This is a genomic window from Burkholderia sp. AU31624, assembly GCF_020420065.1.
Classification (GTDB): domain Bacteria; phylum Pseudomonadota; class Gammaproteobacteria; order Burkholderiales; family Burkholderiaceae; genus Burkholderia.
Window position 1 is genome coordinate 179816 of the sequence record NZ_JAIZRT010000009.1, and the last position, 21014, is coordinate 200829.

Consider the following 21014-nt stretch of genomic DNA (forward strand, 5'->3'; position numbering starts at 1 on the left):
CGATCCGGGCAGCCGTTTTCTCGTCGACGGCTGCCGCTTCGGCCGGATGCACCGGGCGACGCGCCAGCATCCGTGGCCATTCTCCGGGCGGCGGCGCGCACTCCGCTCCCGCTCCCCCTTGCGCTCCCGGCGCCGGCACCTGCGTGCCGCTCACCGCTCGCACGACGTCGTGCACATCGCCTTGTCCATCGCGCTGAAGAAGGTCTGGTAGTAATCGGGCTCGACGATGGTCTTCATCCGCGAGTCGCCGTTGCTGTCCCATACCGTGCGGTCGAATCGCGCACGCACGATCGCGTCGTGTGTCGCCGTCACGCGAACCGTGACGACGGCGGCAATCCGCTCGTGATCCGGCTTCGCGGGCAAGCCGCCGATGCGCGCCTTCAGCGCGCCGCGCAGCAGTTGCCGCCACTTCGGAATCAGCGTACCGCTGCGCCCACCCTCGATCAGCCCCGAATCGCGATCGACCGTCACCGGCGCATAACCCTGCGCGCGCAGCACGCCGGCCACCGCGTCGAGTGCGCGCCCCTGCGTCGCACCGGCATAGCGGCGATCGGTCATCATGCGCAGCGTCTGCTGCTCGCTTTCGGACAGGTCGACTTCGGTCTGGCTCGAGCTGTAGCGCACCAGCGATCCCCCGCTGCCGATCTGGCGTTCGTTCTCCGGCTTCGACGCACATCCGGCCAGTAGCGCGAGCAGCCCGGCACAGGCGAGCGCCAGCGCGCCGCGGCCGCGCGCCGGCGGCACCGCTGCCTCGCGACGCATCGCGCGCCGGGCGCGAAGTCGGCGGCGAATTACGGTTGATCGGCAATCGGGTGGCGCTATGATCGTCATCGCGGTGTTCTCCTGTCGGCGCCATCATAGGGACACGCCCCGACCGCCACAAACGACATTTTTTGACCCACTGTGTAGCTTTTCTTCGCGATCTCACGATGCGCCGATTGCCGCCCCTGAACGCGCTGCGCAGCTTCGAAGCTGCCGGCCGCCTGCAGAGCCTCACCCTCGCCGCCGACGAGCTGAACGTGACCCAGAGCGCGGTCGCGCAGCAGATCCGCGTGCTCGAATCGTTCTTCGGGCAGAAGCTGTTCGAGCGCGACGGACGCTCGTTGCGGCTCACGCCACGCGCGCGGCATTACCTCGTCGACGTCGCGAGCTGCCTCGGCCGGCTCGCTCAGGCGACGGGGCAGATGTTCGAACCCGGCGGCGGCCATCCGGTGCGGATCAACACGTCCGTCTCGTTCGCGCACGGATGGTTGCTCACGCAACTGGCTGCGTTCCATGCCGACCATCCGGACATCGACGTGCAACTCGTCACGACGCCCGACAACGAGCGCGACCAGTTCGACGAAACCTGCGACATCGTGGTTCGTCGCTATACACCGGAGCTGCGCCGCAAGGGGTTCGTGTCGCGGCCGCTGCTCGCGACCGTCGCGGTGCCGGTGTGCGCGCCGGGCCACCCGGTGCTCGACCAGGCGCGCACGCCGGCCGACCTGCGCAGCGCGCCGCTGCTGCATTACGCGGGTTTGCCGCAGGCGTGGCAATACTGGTTCCACCAGGCGGGCTCGGTCGTCACCGAGACGCTGCGCGGGCCGTTCTATCGCGAGTTCTTCCTGATGATCAAGGCTGCGGCAAGCGGGCTCGGCGTGTGCCTCGCGCCGCGTGCAGTGGTGCGCGACGACATCGAGCAAGGGCGGCTCGTCGCGCTGTTTCCGGAAGTCCACCTGGAAGCGCCGCCGTTTCATTGCCTGTATCGCGACGACGACGATCCGTCGCTGCGCACGTTCGTCGACTGGCTGTTCGCGCGGGCGGAGGCGCTGGAGGGGGCGCCGCCGGGATAGCCGGCGAGGGGTAGAAAGCAGGAACCGATGAAGCAGCCCAAGGCGGCTGCACCGTCACGTCCAGCTAGGCGTTCTGTCGCACCACACCGAGCTTCAATCCCAGCATGCCGAAGATGCGGTTCATCGTCTGTACCGTCCCGTCGCTGCGGCCTTGCTCGATATCCTGAATCGTCTTCGTCGACACACCGGCGAGCTTGGCCATTTCCGCGCTGGTCAGCCGCATCGCCTTCTTCAGATGACGTACCGATTCGCGCAACGACCACTCGGGATGCGCGAGCACGTCTTCGATCGCTTGTCGTCGGAGCGAAAGCTGTTCGGGAAGCGGCAGCGCGTTATAGCGTTTGTCCATTGCGTCACCCGTGCCTAGCGCAACGCATCCCGCTCACGCGCCAGCCGCTCGAGCCCCGGCTTCAGAAAGGCATGGACATCGTGCTCCAGCTTGAAATCAGAAGTCGTCAATTATTGGAAATACCGTCATTTCGTTGGAAATCTATACAAATTGCAACGAATAGCACATACAACTTATGTAGATTTCTGCCGAAACATGAATCCTTGCCGTTACTTCAGGCAGTGCTGAAAGCGCTCGGATTCTCGTTCAACGACCTATCGCCGCTCGCGCAGCGCCGCCTCGATCTTCCGATCGGTCTTGTACTGGCTCAGCGCATACACCGACCAGATCGCGGCCGGCAGCCAGCCGACGATCGTGAGTTGCAGGATCAGGCAGATGATCCCGGCGATCGGGCGGCCGATCGTGAAGAACTGGAACCACGGCAACAGCAGGGCAAGCAAAAGGCGCATCTGGACTCCTTTCGAGGCGTCGTTGAAGGTTCATGCATCGCCAATATGGCGAGTTGCCCGCGCCATTTCAAGTCCGCTGCCGGCGATCCCCGGACGAGAAGCCTCAACCTCATCCCATCGACCTAAGCCGCGTCGGCCAGCCACCGCGCGACCCGCGCCACGAGCGGATCCGCTTCGTCGAAGCATTCGGCGCCCGCCACGCGCGGCGCGTCGCAAATCGCGAACACCGGCTTGCCCCACTGCAACCCGAGCGCGATCTCGGACAGCGTGCCGAGCCCGCCGCCGACCGCGATCAGGCACAGCGACGCACGCGCGACCAGTGCGTTGCGCGTGATGCCGAGCCCGGTCGGCAGCGCGACGCTCAGGTAGGGATTCGCGAGCGTCGCATCGTCTTCCGGCAGCAACCCGATCGCGCACCCGCCGGCCGCATGCACGCCGCGCGCGGCCGCCTCCATCACGCCCTGCTTGCCCCCGCCGACGATGGCGACACCCGCCGCCGCGAGCGCGTGCGCGATCCGCTGCGCGACCCGCATCTGTTCGTCGGTCGCCTCGCGCGGACCGATCACGCCGACCGGCATGCGATGCCGCCGCGCGCCGCGCTGCCGTTGCGCGAGTTGCGCCAGCGCGTCGCACGCCGCTTCCGACCACTCATCCATGACGTCGTTGCCGTACAAGGCCTTCTCCCAACGCAAGAACGCAGGTGCAGATCGCCGTCAGCACGATCGACAGCACCGCCGCCTGCGAGAAATCGGTTTGCCCGTCCGACAGCTTCAGATACATCAGCAGCGGCAGGATGTTGATCTGCGTGCCGGCCAGCGCGAGCGCCGTGCCGTAGGTGCCGAGCGCGATCGCCGTGACGAGGCACCACGCGGACGCGACCGACGGCCACAGTTCGCGCCACGCGACGTCGAGCCACGCACGCCACGGGCGCGCGCCGAGCGTCAGTGCCGCCTCGAGCGGCCGCCGGTCGAGATTCGCGAGCGCCGGGTAGATCATCAGCGCGACCCGCGGGATCAGGTAATACGCATACGCGACCGCCAGCCCCGGCATCGTGTAGATCGCGCCGCCGAGCACGGTCGGGTCCGCGCCCAGCGACGCCGCGAGCGTGGTGACGAAGCCCGCGCGGCCGAACGCGAGGATGAAGCCGTACGCGATCACGAGCCCGGAGAACGCGAGCGGCACGCCGAGCAGCGCGAGCGACCAGTGGCGGCGGGCAGGCGACTGCCCCGCCAGCGCGAACGCGACCGGCACGCCGATGCCGACCGACAGCGTGCCGGCGCCCACCGCCAGCGCCAGCGAATGCGCGATCGCATCGGCGACGAGCGGATCGTGCAGCACCACGCCGAACGCACGGCCGCCGTCCGTGAACGCCGAGCCGACGAGCGCGGCGAGCGGCAGCGCGAAGCACACCGCCAGCAATACCGCCGCCGGCACCGCGCCGAAGCGGCGCAGCACACCGCGTTCCGCCAGGGAGGTCTGCATCGTGTGCCCCTTACTGACCGAGCGTCGCTTGCGACCAGAGCTGGTCGATCTCGGCCTTGCGTGCGGCCGCCTTCGCCACGTCGAGCGGACGCACCTGCGGCGCCTTCGGCAGCTTCGCCGCGACATCCGGCGCGACCGGCGTGCCGGGCACGGCCGGCCGCACGAAGCCCTGCGCGAACAGCGCCTGACCGGCGTCGCTCATCACCAGGTTGAGCCAGAGCTGCGCGGCGGACGGGTTCGGGCCGTTCTTCACGAGGCTCATCGCATACGGCGCCGATACGCTGCCGTCCTGCGGAATCACGACGTCGGCCGCGTCACCCATGCCGTCGACGTACTTCGCCTTCAGGCCGTCGTTCTCGTAGCCGATCAGGATCGGGATCTCGCCCTTCACGAACTTCGCGTAAGGCGTCGTGCCTTCGACGCGCAGCACGTTGCCCGCGCGCTTCAGCTTGCCGAAGAATTCCGTGCCGGGCTTCGGGTTCTCGACGCTGCCGCCGTTCGCATACGCGGCCGCGAACACGGCGACCTGCCCCTGCCCGGTCGAACGCGGGTCGAGATAGACGACCGCGTTGCGATACGCCGGCTTCAGCAGGTCGGACCAGCGCTGCGGCACGTCCTTCACGAGCTTGCGGTTGACGAGGAACGCGATGTTCAGCGAGTGCACCGCGAACCAGCGGCCGTCCGCCGAGCGAAACACGTCCGGCAGCTTGTCGAAGTTGACCGGCTTGAACGGCGCGACGACATCCTTGCTTTCGGCGTCGAGCGCCGACGCGGCGAAGTAGTACGCGGTATCGGCCTGCGGACGGCGGCGCGACTTGTCGAGCGACACCACGGTCGCGGCCGAGCCGATGTCGTTGTAGGTGATCTCGACCTTCGGATAGCGCTTGCGGAACTCGGCGAACAGCGCCTTCCAGTTGGCCCATTCGGGGCCCGTGTCGAACGAGACGACGAGCCCTTCGTCGGCGGCCTTCGCATACAGCGCGTCCTCGCCCGGATACAGCGGCGCGGCGTGCGCCGGCACGGCAGCCAGCGCCGCGAACGTGCAGAGCGCCAGCACGCCGGCGCGTAGGGTCTTCACAAGAGGGTGGCCTGCAAGCATCGGGGATCTCCGTTGAATGAAAGGGGTCATTGCGCGGCCGGCGCGGCCGGCAGCACGAGCAGATGGCGCGGGTCGATCGCGATCCGCCGGCTGGCCGGCACGCGGCCTTCGCACAGCAGCGGGTCGGCCGAGCCGGCGGGAATGAAGTCGTAGCGTTGCGTCGCGCCGAAGTAGCGCACGTCGCCCGGCGCGCCGTCGATGCAGTTCACGCCGTGCGCCGGCGGATCGGCCTCCACGTGCTCGGGCCGCACCAGCACCTCGACCTCGGCGCCCGGCCGGTGCGCGCCGGTCTCGACGCGCAGCGTCGCGAACCGCACGTCGACCGTGTCGGGCGCGGTCACGCGGCCGCGCAGCAGCGTCGAATGCCCGACGAAGCGCGCGACCCGCGCGGACACAGGCCGCTCGTACAGGTCGCGCGGCGCGCCGACCTGCAGGACGCGCCCGCCGTCGACGATCGCGACGCGGTCGGCCATGCTCAGCGCCTCGTCCTGGTCGTGCGTGACGAGCAGCGTCGTCGCGCCGCACGCGCGCTGCAGCGCGCGAATCTCGTCGCGCAGCTGATGGCGGATGCCGGCATCGAGCGCCGCCAGCGGCTCGTCGAGCAGCAGCAGCTTCGGCTCGATCACGAGCGCACGCGCGAGCGCGACGCGCTGTTGCTGCCCGCCGGACAGCATCGCGATGCCGCGTTCCGCATGCGCCGCCAGGCCGACCCGCTCGAGCATGTCACGCGCACGCTGCCGCCGCGCATCGGCCGTGACGCCGCGCATTTTCAGCCCGTACGCGACGTTGTCCGCCACCGACAGGTTCGGGAACAGTGCGTAGTGCTGGAACACCATGCCGACCTCGCGCCGCCACACCGGCACGCCGGCCATGTCGACGCCGCCGATCGCGATGCGGCCGCTGCCGCCGTCGAGCAGGCCGGCCGCGAGCCGCAGCAGCGTGGACTTGCCGGAGCCGCTGCGCCCCATCACCGCGAGCAGCTCGCCTTGCGCGGCGGACAGCGTGACGTCGTCGACGCCGTGTCGCGCGCCGGGGTACTGGAAACTGACGTGTTCGAACTCGAGACTCATGACGGACTCACTTCATACGTTGCACGGTGCCGACCGATACGAGCGTCGCGAGCACGGCGAGGACGAGCAGCACGACGGTCGCCGCACACGCCATCCCCGACGCGCCGTAGAACGCCTGCAGCAGCACGACCGGATAGTTGCGATAGCGAAAGCCAGCGATCAGGTTCGAGATCTGGAATTCGCCGATCGACAGCGCGGCCACCATCACGAGCCCCGAAAACAGGCTATGCCGCAGGTTCGGCAGCACGATCGTGACGAACTGGCGCAGCGGCGTCGCGCCGAGCGTCGCCGCGCAGGCCTCGAGGCGCGCGAGCCCGAGGTGGCGCAGATCGCTGAGCAGCGTCTGCAGCAGGTACGGCAGCGTCAGCACCGCGTGGGCCCCGATCATCAGCGGCAGCGTGCCGAGCCATGGCAGCGTGTCGCCGCTGAAGATCGCGATATAGCCGAAGCCGAGCGTCAGCGCGGGCACGGCCACCGGCATCAGCATCACGATGCGCGTCGCCATGCCGCGCCCGGCCTGCGCACGGTGATGCAGCGCATACGCGAGCGGCAGGCCGACCGCGGCGTTCAGCGCGCAACACTCCAGCGCCACCGTCAGGCTCACGCCGAATGCGCGGGTGAAGCTGCGATTTCCGGCGAGATCGGCGAACCAGTGCCAGGTGAAGCCGGTCGGCAGCAGCGTGTTGGTCCACGACTGGCCGACCGAGCCGATCAGCAGCAGCGCGATCGGCAGCAACAGGTAGAGCCCGAACACCGCGACGAGCGCGTGCAGCAGGAAGCGTCCGGCACGCGGGCGCACCGGCCTGTTACGCGAAATCGGAACACCATCGGCCAGGGCCGGGGCGGTAGACGCAGGCATGAAAACACTCGCGGACAAGAGACGAAGACACCGCGCAACGCCCACCGGGCGGGGCTGTCACGCGTTTTCTGGATGCCCGCAGTGTGCGGATCCGACATGGCATCGTCATGAAAAAAACGTACAAAGCCCGCATCGATCTGTGCGCCGAAGGAATAGTCGCGATGAAGCACCTGTATCCGAACGTCTCGGAACTGCACGCATTCACCTGTTCTGCGAAGTATCTGAATTTCTCCTACGCGGCCCGCGAACTGGGCCTGACGCCCAGCGCGGTCAGCCGGCAGATCGCGAATCTCGAGGCGCTGTTCGGCGTGAAGCTGTTCGCCCGCGAGGGGCGCAGCCTCGTGCTCACGCGTGCCGGACAGGTGTACCACGCACGCGTCGCCGGCCCGCTGCGCGAGATCGGCAACGCGTCGATCGAACTGCTGAGCGCGCGCGAAAACGGCGACCTGCTGACGATCGCCAGCGTGCCGACGTTTACGACCAAGTGGCTCGTACCGCGGCTCTCGCGTTTCCTGGCTGTCGCGCCCGGCGTCACGCTGAGCTTTCGCCGCCATCTCGCGCACGGCGACATCTTTCCGTTCGGGCTCGACGCGGCGATCCGCTACGGCGACGGGGCATGGGAAGGGGTGCGAAGCGATTACCTGGACGGGCGAACCTTCGTGCCGGTCTGTACGCGCGAATTCGGCGAGCGGCACGCGTTGCGCACGCCCGCCGACGCCGTCACGGCGCCGCGCCTCGTGCACGAGCAGGCGGAAATCGCGTGGTCCGCCTGGGCGGAACGCCATCGCGCGACGCAGATGAATGCGCTCGCCGGGCCGCGCTTCGAACAGTATTCGGTGCTGATCCAGGCCGCGCAGGCGGGACTCGGGCTCGCGCTCGTGCCGCGTTTCCTGATCGCGGACAATCTCGCGGCCGGCACGCTCGTCGAACCGTTCGATGCGCCCGTCGAGGTCGACGCGCAGGGGCACTACCTGTGCTACGCGCCGGAGCGCCTCGAGACGAGCGAAGCGTTGCGGCACTTCAGGGCATGGATGCTGGACGAATGCGCGCCGGCGTAAGCCGGCCCGCATGCGTCACGCGGCGGGACGCGCTCGACCGCGCGTCCCGCCGTACCGGACACCGCCGGGCAGCGGTGTCCGGCAGCCGTCGTCAGTGCCGATCGATACCGAGCCCCGGCAGCACGCCGGTGTTCTCGGCCACCACCGCATGCAGCAGGCGCGGGTTCGCACCGAGCAGCCCGAGGATCGTCGGCGCGACCTGCTTCGTGCCGACCGTGTCGGTCACCGTGCGTGCGCGATGCAGGCCCGGGTACGACACGAGCAGGCCGAGGTGGCTGTCGTCCGGCGCGTTGCCGCCGTGCTCCTCGTCCTTCTTCGTGCTCGACGTGTAGATCACGCCCGGATTCGGCTGGACGATGATGTCCGGCGTGCGGCCGTTGGCCGGATCGCCGAAGCGCTCGGCGAGCGCCGCGCCATACAGGATGTACGCCTGCGAGCCGTCCGCGCAGATCCCCGGCGCGTTGCAGCTGAGGTTCGCCTTCAGCGTCTGCACCACGGCCGTGCGCTGATTGCGGTCGCGCAGCCAGATCAGGCCGACGTCGTCGGTCTGCACGAAGCCCGTGTCGACCAGGCCGGAGCCGTCGTTCAGGTTGCCCGTCTTCGTGTTGTTCTGGCCGAAGTTGCCGTTCGGGTCGATGTAATTGTTCGCTTCGAGCAGCTTCGTCAGCGTGTCGCCGTTCTTCACGAGCTTCGTGCGATCGGTCGGCGACTGGCCATGCTTCGCCGTGACGATCACGGCCGTCGACGCATACAGGTTCGCCTGCTTCAGCGCCGCGACGATATGGCCGATCGAGTTGTCGACGTACGTGATCGCGTTCGCGACCTGGCCGTTCGGCGTGAAGTTCGCATCGAGATAGCCGCCGCCCTTCGCAACCGGCGCCTTCTGCGCGACGCTGAGCGTCTGGAAGTTGCCGCCGAACAGCGTCGGCACCGGCGCGCTCTTCGTGCCCGTCGAGTCACGGCCGTTGATCTGGTTGATCAGCGCCTGCACGTGCAGGTTGTCGAACTGCGCGGTATGCGAATAGACGTCGGTGTAGTCCGTCTTCGTCACCGGGTCGATCGAGTTGATCTCGGTGCGCATCAGATCGTCGACGCCGGTGCCCGACGGCCCGTTCAGCCAGTCGTAGCCCCACGCGTGCTTGTCGGCCCACGCGGTGGTCGCGTTCGGGATGCCGGCCTTCACGGCCTCGAACACGGTGTTGGTCTTCACGTAGTTGTGCGGATAGACCGGCACGCACTTGCCGTTGACCTTCGCGTTCGGGATCGCCTGCGGGTTGAACGCGCCGCCGCCGTTCAGGTGGACCAGCGCGCCGCCGTTCTGGGCGTCGATGCCGGTCGTCTCGTCGAACACGACGTTCCAGCCCTGCTTGCCCGAGCAGCTCGTGTCGCCCGGCGCGTACAGGTTGCGGTCGTACGACACATCGTAGAACAGGCCGGCCGTCTTCGGCGAGCCGCCCGTCACGAGCGCGGCGAGGCCCGGAAACGAATCCGACAGGCCCGGCGTGTAGGCATTCGTGTACGTCACGCCGTGCTGCGCGAGCACCGCGAGGTTCGGGCACGTGTTCGCGCCGATGCAGCGCGCGAGATCCTGCTCGTGCAGGCCGTCGACGCTGATCAGCAGCACGTGCTTCACGACACGGCTCGCGTGGCCGCGATCCTCGCCGTGACTGTCGTCGTCCTGCTGCGCGGCGTGCGCACCCGCACCGGCGAGCGCCAGCGCGCTCGCCACCATCGCCACCACCTTCCGCTGCTTACCAAGGAAAGACATGATCACCCCACCTCTTCGATTGACGTTGAACTGCGTGACTTGCCATCAGGCGCGCAAGACTATGGCTGCGCCGTGGGTCGCTCGCATGAAGCGGGGCTTTCTGTTTTCTATCAAACGTAACCAATCGCAAGTGACGCGAATCATTCGCAAAGCAAGGTGACCTGGCGCACATTGCGACGGGCGCGCTCACCTGCCGGCACTACACCGGTGCATCGGTCAAACCGCCGGCAACGTCATCGGCCGCACGATTTTTTTCCGGCTTGGCGCGCGACTATTGGCGTGTGATAAAGGGTTTTCCCTGACCCGGAGCACGAGTATGTCGACCCTGGAAGCCCTCCGGTTCGTGCTGGACGATGCACGCACCCCCGAAATCATTCGCCACCATGTCGTCGACGCGTTGCAGTACGCGTTGCGCAACTACGGACAGGTGTTCACCGCGAAGGAAGTCGAATGGCTGGCGCAGTGGGACGACGCGCGTCTGCCGCTGGCTGCCAAGAAGGAACTGGGCAAGCGCGAGGAACCGGCGATCGCCGCGCGCTGAAGGAAACGCGCCGCCGCGCCCGAACGGATGAACGGACGCGGCGGCGGATGGCCTGCTTACTGCAGGCCGAAGTCGACGCGGGTCGTCGCGCCCTTGTCCTCGATGCCCTTCGCATCGAGCTTCGGCGCGACGACGAACACGCGGCTCGAATCGATCTTCCCGTCGAGGTATTGACGCACGGCCTGCGCGCGCTGCTGCGCGAGCGCACGCAGCGCGTTGTCGTCGGCCGGCGCGTGCTCGGCGAGCGCCTTTTTCATGTCGGCGTCGGGCAGCGTCTTCTGCAGGCCGATCACGTTGCGCGGCTTCTTGAAGTCGGCGGCCTTGTACGCGCGCGTCAGGTACTTGCTGTACTCGGCCGGCTCGACCTTCACCGACATCGGGTCGATGCTCTCGCCCTGCCCGACCACGTCCTTCAGCTTCTGCTGGCGCACGAGCCGATCGACGTACGCGTCGCCGAGCCCCGACGTGTCCTTCGCCGGATCGACGCGGCCGATCAGGTCGAGGCGGATCGACGGCTTCTCGGTCAGCATCTTCACGACGGTGTCGAGCTTCTTCTGCTGCGCGTCGTCGAGCTGGTACGAGCCCGGCGCGAATTCGACGTAGCCGAGATCCTCGCCGCCGCCGCCGAACGCATGCGCGAGCAGCGAGAACGGCGACGTGACGGCCTTCGCGATCAGGTTCAGCACCGCGCGCCAGATCAGCCCGCCGACGCTGAACTCCGGATTCGACAGCGAGCCCGACACCGGCAGGTTCACGTCGATCTGGCCGCGCGTGTTCTTCAGCAGCGAGATCGCGAGCTTCACCGGCAGCCGGGTCGCCGTGTCGTTCTCCACATGGTCGCCGAACGTGAGCTGGTCGATGAAGATGTGGTTGTTCGCCTTCAACTGGTCGTTCGCCAGTTCGTAATGCAGGTCGACGTTGAGCTTGCCCTTCGTGATCGGGTAGCCCGCGTACTTCGCGGAATACGGCGTCAGGTTGGTCAGCTCGATGTCGTGCGCGGTCGCGGTGAGGTCGAGCGCCGGCTTCTCGATCAGCGGGTTCACCGAACCCTTGATCGAGATCGGCCCGTTGCCCGCGAGGTTCGCGGCGACGTCGACCGGCGCGGACGTCGTCGAATCCGTGCCGAACGCGCCGACCGTGCCCTTGATCGCGACGAGGTTCGCCGTGTAGTTCGGCTTGATGAAGTTGTCGGTGTACGTCACGCGGCCGTTCTGCAGCAGCAATTCGCCGAAATGCATGCGCACCGGGTTCTGCGGCGGCGGCGCGGCCTTCACGACCACCGTCGCCGAGGCGGCGGCCGGTGCCAACGCCTGCTGCGCGGCCGCGGCCGACGCGGCCTGGGCGGCGGCCGGCGGCGTCACGCCCGGCGACAACGGCACCGGCTCGCCCTTGCTCGCGTCACGCGTGAGCGACTGCGCGGGGCCCGTTTCCTTCGCGACCACGTCCTTCAGGTTCAACCGCCCCTGCGCGTCGAGCAGCACGCGGCCGTAGAAGTTCGAGAACGTCACGCGCGCGGCATCGACGTCGGTGCCCTTCTCGTCGTAGTTCGCCTTCAGGTTCGTCAGCGCGAGCGAGCGCCAGCCCGCGAACGGGTCGGAGGTCGCCTTGTCGAGCATCCGTACGTCGACCAGCGCGACATCGCCGCGATAGGTCGCGCGCGGCGCGCCCTTCACCTGCGCGAACGTCAGGTTGCCCTGCGCGTTGAGCAGCGCACTGGCGATCGTCGCGTTCAGCGCGCTGCCGAAGTACGGCTCGAACGCGGCCGCGTCGAGGCGGTTGCCGTTGATCTTCAGGCCGAGCTTCAGCGGCTGCGCGGTCACGTCGCCCGTCACGTTCAGCGAACCCTTGCGGTTCAGCGTCGCCTTCAGTTGCACGGGCAGCGGCCTGGTCAGGTCGTCGCTGATCTTCTGCACCGCCAGGTCCAGCGGCTTGATCGCCAGCTTCACCGGGCGCGGCGTCGACAGGTCGGTGAAGTTCGCGGCGGAATCCTTCACGTTCAGCGCGTCGATCCGGTAATGCCACGACGGCGCGGCGGCCTCGGCCTTGCGCGCGACCGTGCGCTTCGGCACCGCGGCCTGCGCGGGTTCGGCCAGCGCCGCGAGGTCGATCTTGCCGTCCTTCAGGCGCTGCACGTCGAGCGCGAGCCCGCTGACGTCGACGCTGGCGATCTCCGCGATGCGCGTGGCCACGTCGACCTTCGCGATCTTCGCGTGCGCGTCGGGCAGCACGATCGCGGGCGCCTTCGCATCGGGTGTCGCGATCTTCAGCGACTTCAGGCTGACCGTGCTGTCGGCAACCTGCGCGGCGAGCGGCGTCTTGCCCCAGTCGGCCTTCGCGTTGACGGTCGCGCCGAGCGTGCCGTCGAGCACGCGCGCCCGCGTCGCCTCGCCGAGGTACGGCTGCAACGCCGGCAGCGCGAGCGCGGCGACCGTCAGCTTGCTCTCGACCTGCTTCTCCGCGAGATTGAACGCGCCTTCGGCCGTCACGTCGCCGCCGCGCGACAGCGACGTCGACAGCGTGTATTTCGCGGGCGTCTTGCCCTGCATCGTGAAGCCGTCGAGCGTCGCGGCGAGCTTCGTGAGCGACAGCGCGGTCGGCGTCGCCGGCACGCGGTCGTCGACGTTGACCGTGCCGCCGTCGATCGCGAAATGGCGGATCGTCAGGTCGAGCGGCGGCGCCTCCTTCGTTGCAGCTTCGACATTCGCGCCGCTGGCGGTGGCTGCGGCAGCGGCGGAAGCGGCGGCGGCCCCCGACGCCGCCGGCTTGCCTTCGGCGGGCTTCGATGCGGCTGCCGGCTGCCCGGCGAGCTTCTCGACGTTCAGCACGCCCTGCTTGTCGCGCGACAGGTCGACCACCGGCTGGTCGATCCGGATTTCGTCGAAATGCATCGCGTTGCGCAGCGGTTCGAGGCTGGCCGCCGCGACGTGCACGCCGCGCGCGGCGAACAGCGGCGCGGACGCATGGTCCGTCACCTTCGCGTCCTTCAGGTCGACGGTGCCCGACACGCGCAGCGCGGGCGTCTCGCCGCTCATCACGAAATTGACCGCGAGGTCGCTGCTCAAGAGGCCGCTCGTCACGGCCACCGGCAGCTTCGCCGGCACGTACGAGATCAGCTTCGGCACGTCGAGGCCGTCGAATTTCAGCGCGATCTCCGATTCGCGCGACTGCGCGAACGGCTTGGTCTTGCCGTCGATCGCGATCGGGCTGCCGTCGAAGCGGGCGCGCAGCTTCGGCTCGACGAAGATGTCGGTCTTCGAGGCCAGCGTCGCGATGTACGGAATGCCGAGCGTCCAGTTGTCGACGACGTGCTGTTCGTTCAGCAGACGGTCGTCGAAATCGATCCGGCCGTTGTTGACCTGGATGTTCGACACCGAGAACTGCGTCGGCTTGCTTTCGGGTTTCGGCGACGGCGTCGAGAACTTCTCGATCAGGTCGGTGAAGTTGAAGCGTTGGGCGTCGTAGCGAACGATATGAAAGCGCGGCGAGTCGAGGCGGATTTCATTGACGATCGGCGCGCCGCGAAACAGCGACGACCACGACGGCCGCACGACGAGCTTCGCGATGTCGATGAAGTCGCCCTGGCCGCCTTTGTCGCCGAGATGGATGCCGTCGGCTTCGAGGTTCAGCGTGTAGGGGTTCAGCGCGATGCGCTGGATCGTGGCGGGCCGGTCGAGCTGCTTGCTCAACTGCTGTTCGGCGATATGGCGGATCAGCGGCGGCGCCGCGAAGAACCCGAGCAGTCCGAATAAAACGATGAAGATCAGCAGGCCGATGCCGATGCGCCGGGCCCGGCGCGAACGTGCAACGCCACCGAGGGCATGGAGGGTGGAGGGTACGGTTTCTTTGTCTGCGCTTGCCATGCTTGAATGCCTCGGGATGGAATGCCGGGCCGCGCCGGAGAACCGGGCGGCCGCGCACGCTATCCCGAAAGTATAGGCTCAGGAGGGGACGGGACGAGGTTCGGGCGCCGTCGCGCCCGCCGGTCGGACAGCGCCGCCGGTCATCCGTTCATTTCCGGACGACGACGGGCGGCATCCACGACCCGTCGCTCGCCTGCGGCTTCGGCGCGTACAGGCGCAGCGCGAGTGCGAAATCGGCGCGCGGCGCCGGCAGCCAGTTGGCCGCCTGCGTGCCGCCCGGCGACGCCGACACGACGATGTCGATCGAGCCGTCGTGGTTGCGGCGCAGGCGGTCGCGATCGCCGAGCGAACGGCGCGCCGACCCGACGTCGGGCAGCGCGCCGTTGGTCGAATAGGGCGTCAGCGTCCAGAACGCACGCACCGGCGGCAGCGCGCCCGGCGCGAAATGCAGCACGTAGCGGTTCGCGCCGTTCAGCGGATGCCCGTCGCTGTCGACGCGGACGACCGCGAGCGTTTCGTCGTCGCGCGTCGCGGTGCCGAACTGCGTGTAGGCCGCGTACGCGCGCAGCGTGTAGTCCTGGCCGTACTTGCCGGCCGTATCGCCGATCCAGCTCCAGCCGTTCGCGTTCAGCAGGTTCGACGGCGGGGTCGAGAGCCGCGCGCGCGCCTCGGCGACGCCGGCCGTCGCGGCCGCGAGGCGGTCGCCCGTCCACAGCACCGGATAGCCGGCCGACACGCCGATGTCGCCGAGCAGTGCCTGTGCGTGCGCATCGTCGGCCGGCGCCGGGTTGTCCTGCAGCGCCTGCGCGAAGCGCGTGAAGAACGCCTTCGGATCGAGTGCGGCCACCTGCTCGGCCGGCGTGCCGCCGCCCACCGCTTCGGACGGTGCGCTGCCCGCATGCACCGCGACCGACGCGCCGCGCGCCGCGCCCGTGTAGACGGACAGCGGCACCACGCGGATCGCGCGCTGCAGTTTCTTCACGTTCGTGAGGTCGCGCCCGCCGCTCGTCTGCAGCCGGACTTCGAGCCACGCATTGGCCGACGGGACGTCGATCCGGACCGCGCCCTTCGGCAGCGTGCCCTGCCAGTCCTTCGCGGCGAAGGCAATCGTTTGCGATCGCGCGCCGCCGCGTGCCCCGCGTGCGGCCACGCTCGACGACGACCACAGCACGTTCGTCCACATGTCGAGTGCGCGCGCATCCCAGTAGCGGCCGCGCGTGTCGGGCAACGTGACGATCACGGGTTCGGTCGCGACGTCGAGCCAGCCGGTCGAGTCGAGCGTGTCGACGCCCGGCAGCGGCGGGTTGACCGCGCCGACGGGCGGCAGCGCCTGCGCATGGCGCAGCGTGTTGAGCGGCGCCTGCCCCGGTTGCGCGCCGTCGCCGCCCGTCGCCGCTTCCTTCGCGACGTCCATCAGCACGAGCGGATACGCGTAGACGTAGGAGTCGGCGACTTCCGCGCGCATCCAGCCGGTTTTCCGCTGGATGGCGTCCGGTTGCGACGCGCACCCCGCTAGCAACGCCATGATGGCGAGCGACGCGCACGCGCGCCGCAGAGAAACTGATTCCTGCTGGTTTTCAATCATCGATTACTGGCCGAATATCGTTCTTTTCAGTCAACGCCTTGTTCGACTTGCGAATGGCGAAAGCAAGGCACCCCAGCCTGCCCGGACAACCGTCTCGCTACGGTTCATAACGGTGGGCGCTGATGTCAGGCCGGTATCATAGCGCCTCAGGGCATCCCCCAATATGCCGATTAGCGGGTGGCGCGTATCCGCGGGCTGACCAGTCCCAAATGTTTCGCCGGATCTCCAGGAAAATTGGGGCGGCATCGAGGCGATGTCGGCCGACTTCGGATCGGTCTCAGTAGCGATTGAGTTGCCATCTGGATTGACAGATGGTGTCACTATTGACACCATTCAGCATGGCAAGCGATTGGAAGATCCTCGAACAAATGAGGCGCGAGCCCGCGAATGTGCGATTCGGCGATCTGTTCAAGGTCTGCGAGGCACACTTCGGCCAGGCCCGCCAATCCGGTTCGAGCCACGCCATTTTCAAGACACCGTGGCAAGGCGATCCTCGAGTGAATATCCAGAACGATCGCGGGAAAGCCAAGGCCTATCAGGTGCGGCAGGTTCTCGACGCGATCGACCGACTGAAGGAACAGAAATCATGACTCAAGACCACTTTACGTACCGCGTAACGTGGTCCCCGGAGGACGGGGAGCACGTCGGCCTGTGCGCGGAGTTCCCGTCTCTTTCGTGGCTCGACGCGACGCCGGAAGGCGCGCTCGCCGGCATCCGCCGGCTCGTTGCCGATGTCGTGCGCGACATGACCGCGAACGGCGAAAAGGTGCCCGAACCGATCGCCGACCGCACCTATAGCGGTGAATTCAAGGTCCGCATCCCGCCGCAAGCTCACCGTGCGCTGGTGATCCAGGCCGCCGAACAGGGCGTCAGCCTGAACCGTCTCGCCAGCGCCAAGCTCTGCGCGTAACCGTTCGATTGCGTGCAGCACGTGACGCCCGGCCGTCCTCGTGGAAGCCGGGCGTTCGCTTTTTCCGGGTCGTGGCACCCTGTGATCAGGGATGGCCTTGAGCCGATCCACCCGCCTTGCATCGCATGCATCATCCACCGCTTGACCTTACCATCGTGGGAATGTTGATACTGGGATCATTGGCGGCATGAGCCGCGCATTCAGGGAATCCGACATGACTGAACCACTTGCCTCCGCAGCGCTGCATACGATCGAGCTGAGCATCGACGGCATGCATTGCGGCGGCTGTACGGGCCGCGTGCAACGGGCGCTGGCCGCGGTGTCGGGCGTCGTCGAGGCGGCGGTCGACCTCGCCACGCACACGGCGACGGTGACTGCGCACGATACGGTCGACGCCGCGCAACTCGTCGAGGCGGTCGACGCAGCCGGCTACCGCGCCGCCGTGCGCGACCCGCTGGTCGAAGACGCCGCGACGCCGCATGCCCATCCTGTCGAAGCCTCACCCGCGCCGATGGCCGCAGCCGCTTCCACGCCCCGCCACCCGCTTCCGGCCGACAGCACCACCATCGAACTCGAGATCGACGGGATGACCTGCGCATCGTGCGTGTCGCGCGTCGAAAAGGCGCTGGCGAAGGTGCCGGGCGTCACGCGCGCGTCGGTCAACCTCGCGACCGAGCGCGCCACCGTCGATGCCGCGGCGAACGTTTCCGCCGTGCAACTGGTGGACACCGTGAAGCAGGCCGGCTACGGCGCGACGCCGACGGTAACGGAGGCCGGCGTCGCCGCGTTCGCGCCTTCGCTGCCTGCCGCGCCCGCCAGCATCGAACTCGAGGTCGGCGGGATGACGTGCGCGTCCTGCGTGTCGCGCGTCGAAAAGGCGCTGGCGAAGGTGCCGGGCGTCACGCGCGCGTCGGTCAATCTCGCGACCGAACGGGCCACCATCGACGCCGCGCCCGATGTGACCGCCGTACAACTCGCCGAAGCCGTGAAACAAGCCGGCTATGGCGCGACACCGGTGGCCGGCGCCGCGATCCCGCCGGCAGCCTCCATCGCCCCCGCCGATCTCGAACTCGACATCGGCGGGATGACCTGCGCATCCTGCGCCGGCCGCGTCGAAAAGGCGTTGGCCGCCGTGCCGGGCGTCGCACGCGCTTCCGTCAACCTCGCGACCGAGCGTGCGTCGGTGCACGGCGCCGGCGCGCTCGACGCCGCGACGTTGATCGCGGCCGTCACCACGGCCGGCTACCGCGCGTCGCTCTCCGCCGCATCATCGGCCGGCGCCACCGCCGGGGCTGACGCGCAACCGGGCAGCCCCGCGCAAGACCCGGACACCCGCAAGCACCTCGAAGCGATTCGCGAACGCGATCTCGTGATCTGGTCCGCCGTGCTGAGCGCGCCCCTTGTCGCACCGATGCTCGTCGCGCCGTTCGGCATCGACCTGATGCTGCCCGGCTGGCTCCAGCTCATGCTCGCGTCGATCGTCCAGTTCGGCTACGGCGCGCGCTTCTACCGCGCGGCCTGGCATGCGGTGAAGGCGCGCACCGGCAACATGGACCTGCTCGTCGCGCTCGGCACGTCGGCCGCGTACGGGCTGAGCCTGTGGATGCTGCTGCGCGCCCCCCTGCATCCCGGCCACCTGTATTTCGAGGCGTCGGCCGTCATCGTCACGCTGGTGCGCTTCGGCAAGTGGCTCGAGTCGCGCGCGAAGCGCCAGACCACCGACGCGATCCGCGCGCTGAACGCGCTGCGTCCCGACCGCGCGCGCGTCGTCGAGCACGGCGTCGAGCGCGACGTGCCGCTGGCGCAGGTCCGCGTCGGCACCCGCGTCAGCATCCGTCCCGGCGAGCGCGTGCCGGTCGACGGCCGGATCGTGTCGGGCCGCTCGCACATCGACGAATCGCTGATCACCGGTGAAAGCCTGCCCGTGCCGAAGGACGACGGCGACCCCGTCACGGCCGGCTCGATCAACGGCGAAGGCGCGCTCGTCGTCGAAACCACCGCGATCGGCGCGGAGACGACGCTCGCACGCATCATCCGCCTCGTCGAATCCGCGCAGGCCGAGAAGGCGCCGATCCAGCGGCTCGTCGATCGCGTGAGCGAGGTGTTCGTGCCGGCGATCCTCGGCATCGCGTTGCTGACGCTGGTCGGCTGGCTGATCGCCGGCGCCGGCACCGAAACCGCGATCCTCAACGCGGTCGCGGTACTGGTCATCGCGTGCCCGTGCGCGCTCGGCCTCGCGACGCCCGCCGCGATCATGGCCGGCACGGGCGTCGCGGCCCGGCACGGCGTGCTGATCAAGGATGCGCAGGCGCTCGAACTCGCGCAGCGCACGACCGTGATCGCGTTCGACAAGACCGGTACGCTGACCGAAGGCAAGCCGTCCGTGACCGCGTTCGACGCGATCGACGTGCCGCATGACGAAGCGCTTGCGCTCGCGGCGGCGGTGCAGCGCCAGAGCGACCATCCGCTCGCGCGCGCCGTGGTCGCCGCGCACGATGCCGGACTGGCCGCACGCGGCGGTGCGGTACCGTCGCCCATCGCCGCCGATGCGCGCGCGGTGGCCGGACGCGGCGTGGAAGCACGCGTCGGCGGACAGTTGCTCGCGCTCGGCAGCACGCGCTGGCGCGACGAGCTCGGCATCGCGGTGCCGCCCGCGCTCGACGCCCGCGCGGCGGAGCTCGAGCGCGCGGGCAACACGATCTCGTGGCTGATGCGCGCCGACGCGCCGCGCGCGTTGCTCGCGCTGATCGCTTTCGGCGACACCGTGAAGCCGGGCGCCCGCGACGCGATCGCGGCGCTGTCGGCGCGCGGCGTCGCGAGCGTACTCGTGACGGGCGACAACCGCGGCAGCGCGGCCGCCGTCGCGGCGTCGCTCGGGATCGCCGAGGTGCATGCGCAGGTGCTGCCCGACGACAAGGCGCGCGTCGTCGCCGAGCTGAAGCGCACGCACGGCGGGATCGTCGCGATGGTCGGCGACGGGATCAACGATGCGCCCGCGCTCGCCGCGGCCGATGTCGGCATCGCGATGGCGACCGGTACGGACGTCGCGATGCATACGGCCGGCATCACGCTGATGCGCGGCGACCCGGCGCTCGTCGCCGACGCGATCGACATCTCCCGACGCACGTACCGGAAGATCCAGCAGAACCTGTTCTGGGCGTTCGTCTACAACCTGGTCGGCGTGCCGCTCGCGGCGCTCGGCTGGCTGAACCCGGTGATCGCGGGCGCGGCGATGGCGTTCTCGAGCGTCAGCGTCGTGACCAACGCGTTGCTGTTGCGGAGATGGAAGGGGCGCGCGCGGTGATGTGTGGCGGTGGCGTGCGCTGGTGACGTGTGCCGGTGACGTGTGCCGGTGACGTGTGCCGGTGACGTGTGCCGGTGACGTGTGCCGGTGACGTGTGCCGGTGACGTGTGCCGGTGACGTGTGCCGAACGGCCGGATGGCCGTTCGGCGCTTGGCGCTTGGCGCTTGGCGCTTGGCGCTTGGCGCTTGGCGCTTGGCGCTTGGCGCTTGGCGCTTGGCGCTTGGCGAACAGGAAGGATCGTGAGGTCGGCCAGCATTGGCCGATCGCGGCGGGGCGAACCGCCAGCACACGACGACGCGGCGCCGGCCGGTGGCTTCAGTCCGAAATGACTGGCTTGATCAAGGTCGTCGTGATCGGCGCGAAGCCGCACGCACGATACAGCGCGCGGGCTGCCGCGTTGTGATTGAACACCGACAGCCCGATCTCGGTGACGCCGTACCGGCGTGCCTCGGCATCGAGCGCCTCGAGCGTACGCGTGGCCCAGCCCTGGCGGCGCCGGGACGGGGCGATGTCGAGGTCGTAGATGAACAGCGTGCGGTTCGGCCCTTCAGGCACGATCGCGTACCAGAGGTCGCCCACCGTGTCGCCGCTGGCGCCGTCGATGAGCACGACGAGGGTCTGGCCGGAGGTACGCAGGCCGTCCGGCAGCAGCGTGTCGAAACAGGCGCGCGCCCGGCTGGCCGCGTCTTCGACCGCATTTTGTCCGGATGAAACGAGATCGCTCGCGTAGCCGTCGATGGCTCGCGTGCGGTACGCGTGGAATTCGCTGGCCGTCATCGGCCGCATCTGCAGCATGGCCCGGTCACCGTGTACGGAATCGGACTTCCAGTGTAGCGGGACGGTCG

General features: G+C 68.7%; 18 protein-coding genes. 6 read left to right on the forward strand and 12 right to left on the reverse strand.

Annotated features, from left to right (window positions below):
• Positions 1–150: 150 nt before the first annotated feature.
• Positions 151–762, reverse strand: coding sequence for a hypothetical protein (locus LGM89_RS29685; protein WP_226207277.1), 612 nt, complete (start codon positions 760–762; stop codon positions 151–153).
• 167 nt (positions 763–929) lie between these two features.
• Here LGM89_RS29685 and LGM89_RS29690 point away from each other — a divergent pair, with 167 nt between their 5' ends.
• Positions 930–1835 (forward strand): LysR substrate-binding domain-containing protein, encoded by a 906-nt coding sequence (locus LGM89_RS29690; protein WP_226274808.1) that lies wholly within the window; start codon positions 930–932, stop codon positions 1833–1835.
• A 64-nt stretch (positions 1836–1899) separates the two neighbouring features.
• Here the strand turns inward: LGM89_RS29690 and LGM89_RS29695 are convergent, their stop codons facing one another.
• The 7 genes from LGM89_RS29695 to LGM89_RS29725 form a co-directional block, all read right to left on the reverse strand.
• Entirely contained in the window at positions 1900–2184 is a 285-nt protein-coding gene (locus LGM89_RS29695) for a helix-turn-helix domain-containing protein (RefSeq protein WP_089459154.1), read from the reverse strand.
• 254 nt (positions 2185–2438) lie between these two features.
• A complete protein-coding gene (locus LGM89_RS29700; protein WP_089459155.1) occupies positions 2439–2633 on the reverse strand; it encodes a YqaE/Pmp3 family membrane protein in 195 nt (64 codons plus the stop codon).
• Between the two features lie 122 nt (positions 2634–2755).
• Entirely contained in the window at positions 2756–3289 is a 534-nt protein-coding gene (locus LGM89_RS29705; RefSeq protein WP_226207275.1) for a TIGR00725 family protein, read from the reverse strand.
• Positions 3282–4115: an ABC transporter permease gene (locus tag LGM89_RS29710; protein ID WP_226274809.1), complete on the reverse strand. Its 834-nt coding sequence runs from the start codon at positions 4113–4115 to the stop codon at positions 3282–3284. Before LGM89_RS29710 ends, LGM89_RS29705 begins: the two co-directional genes overlap by 8 nt.
• 10 nt (positions 4116–4125) lie before the next feature.
• Complete coding sequence (locus LGM89_RS29715) at positions 4126–5214, reverse strand: extracellular solute-binding protein (protein ID WP_226274810.1); 1089 nt, start codon at positions 5212–5214, stop codon at positions 4126–4128.
• A gap of 26 nt (positions 5215–5240) precedes the next feature.
• On the reverse strand, positions 5241–6284 hold the full coding sequence (locus LGM89_RS29720) for an ABC transporter ATP-binding protein (protein WP_226274811.1): 1044 nt from the start codon (positions 6282–6284) through the stop codon (positions 5241–5243).
• 7 nt (positions 6285–6291) lie between these two features.
• Positions 6292–7143, reverse strand: coding sequence for an ABC transporter permease (locus tag LGM89_RS29725; protein ID WP_226274812.1), 852 nt, complete (start codon positions 7141–7143; stop codon positions 6292–6294).
• Between the two features lie 161 nt (positions 7144–7304).
• On the opposite strand from LGM89_RS29725, the gene LGM89_RS29730 reads away from it, so the two are divergent.
• Entirely contained in the window at positions 7305–8201 is an 897-nt protein-coding gene (locus LGM89_RS29730; RefSeq protein ID WP_226274813.1) for a LysR substrate-binding domain-containing protein, read from the forward strand.
• 91 nt (positions 8202–8292) lie between these two features.
• Here LGM89_RS29730 and LGM89_RS29735 read toward each other — a convergent pair whose 3' ends face one another.
• Entirely contained in the window at positions 8293–9969 is a 1677-nt protein-coding gene (locus LGM89_RS29735) for an alkaline phosphatase family protein (protein WP_264172691.1), read from the reverse strand.
• Positions 9970–10285: 316 nt separating this feature from the next.
• On the opposite strand from LGM89_RS29735, the gene LGM89_RS29740 reads away from it, so the two are divergent.
• Positions 10286–10510 (forward strand): hypothetical protein, encoded by a 225-nt coding sequence (locus LGM89_RS29740; RefSeq protein ID WP_027790361.1) that lies wholly within the window; start codon positions 10286–10288, stop codon positions 10508–10510.
• Between the two features lie 56 nt (positions 10511–10566).
• On the opposite strand, the gene LGM89_RS29745 is transcribed toward LGM89_RS29740, so the two are convergent.
• Together LGM89_RS29745 and LGM89_RS29750 are read right to left on the reverse strand one after the other, a co-directional pair.
• The gene (locus tag LGM89_RS29745; RefSeq protein ID WP_226274815.1) at positions 10567–14370 is read right to left on the reverse strand and encodes a DUF748 domain-containing protein; all 3804 of its coding nucleotides are present in this window, start codon (positions 14368–14370) and stop codon (positions 10567–10569) included.
• Between the two features lie 148 nt (positions 14371–14518).
• A complete protein-coding gene (locus tag LGM89_RS29750; RefSeq protein WP_089496037.1) occupies positions 14519–15955 on the reverse strand; it encodes a DUF1254 domain-containing protein in 1437 nt (478 codons plus the stop codon).
• A 311-nt stretch (positions 15956–16266) separates the two neighbouring features.
• On the opposite strand from LGM89_RS29750, the gene LGM89_RS29755 reads away from it, so the two are divergent.
• The 3 genes from LGM89_RS29755 (at position 16267) to LGM89_RS29765 (ending at position 20169) form a co-directional block, all read left to right on the forward strand.
• On the forward strand, positions 16267–16545 hold the full coding sequence (locus tag LGM89_RS29755; RefSeq protein ID WP_206124945.1) for a toxin HicA: 279 nt from the start codon (positions 16267–16269) through the stop codon (positions 16543–16545).
• Entirely contained in the window at positions 16542–16865 is a 324-nt protein-coding gene (locus LGM89_RS29760) for a type II toxin-antitoxin system HicB family antitoxin (protein WP_060074480.1), read from the forward strand. The genes LGM89_RS29755 and LGM89_RS29760 overlap by 4 nt, the downstream gene beginning before the upstream one ends.
• A 214-nt stretch (positions 16866–17079) precedes the next feature.
• Positions 17080–20169 carry a heavy metal translocating P-type ATPase gene (locus tag LGM89_RS29765; protein ID WP_226274816.1) on the forward strand — a complete coding sequence of 1030 codons (3090 nt, stop codon included), beginning with the start codon at positions 17080–17082 and terminating at the stop codon, positions 20167–20169.
• Positions 20170–20484: 315 nt separating this feature from the next.
• On the opposite strand, the gene LGM89_RS29770 is transcribed toward LGM89_RS29765, so the two are convergent.
• Positions 20485–20964: a GNAT family N-acetyltransferase gene (locus LGM89_RS29770; RefSeq protein ID WP_226274817.1), complete on the reverse strand. Its 480-nt coding sequence runs from the start codon at positions 20962–20964 to the stop codon at positions 20485–20487.
• Positions 20965–21014: the final 50 nt, after the last annotated feature.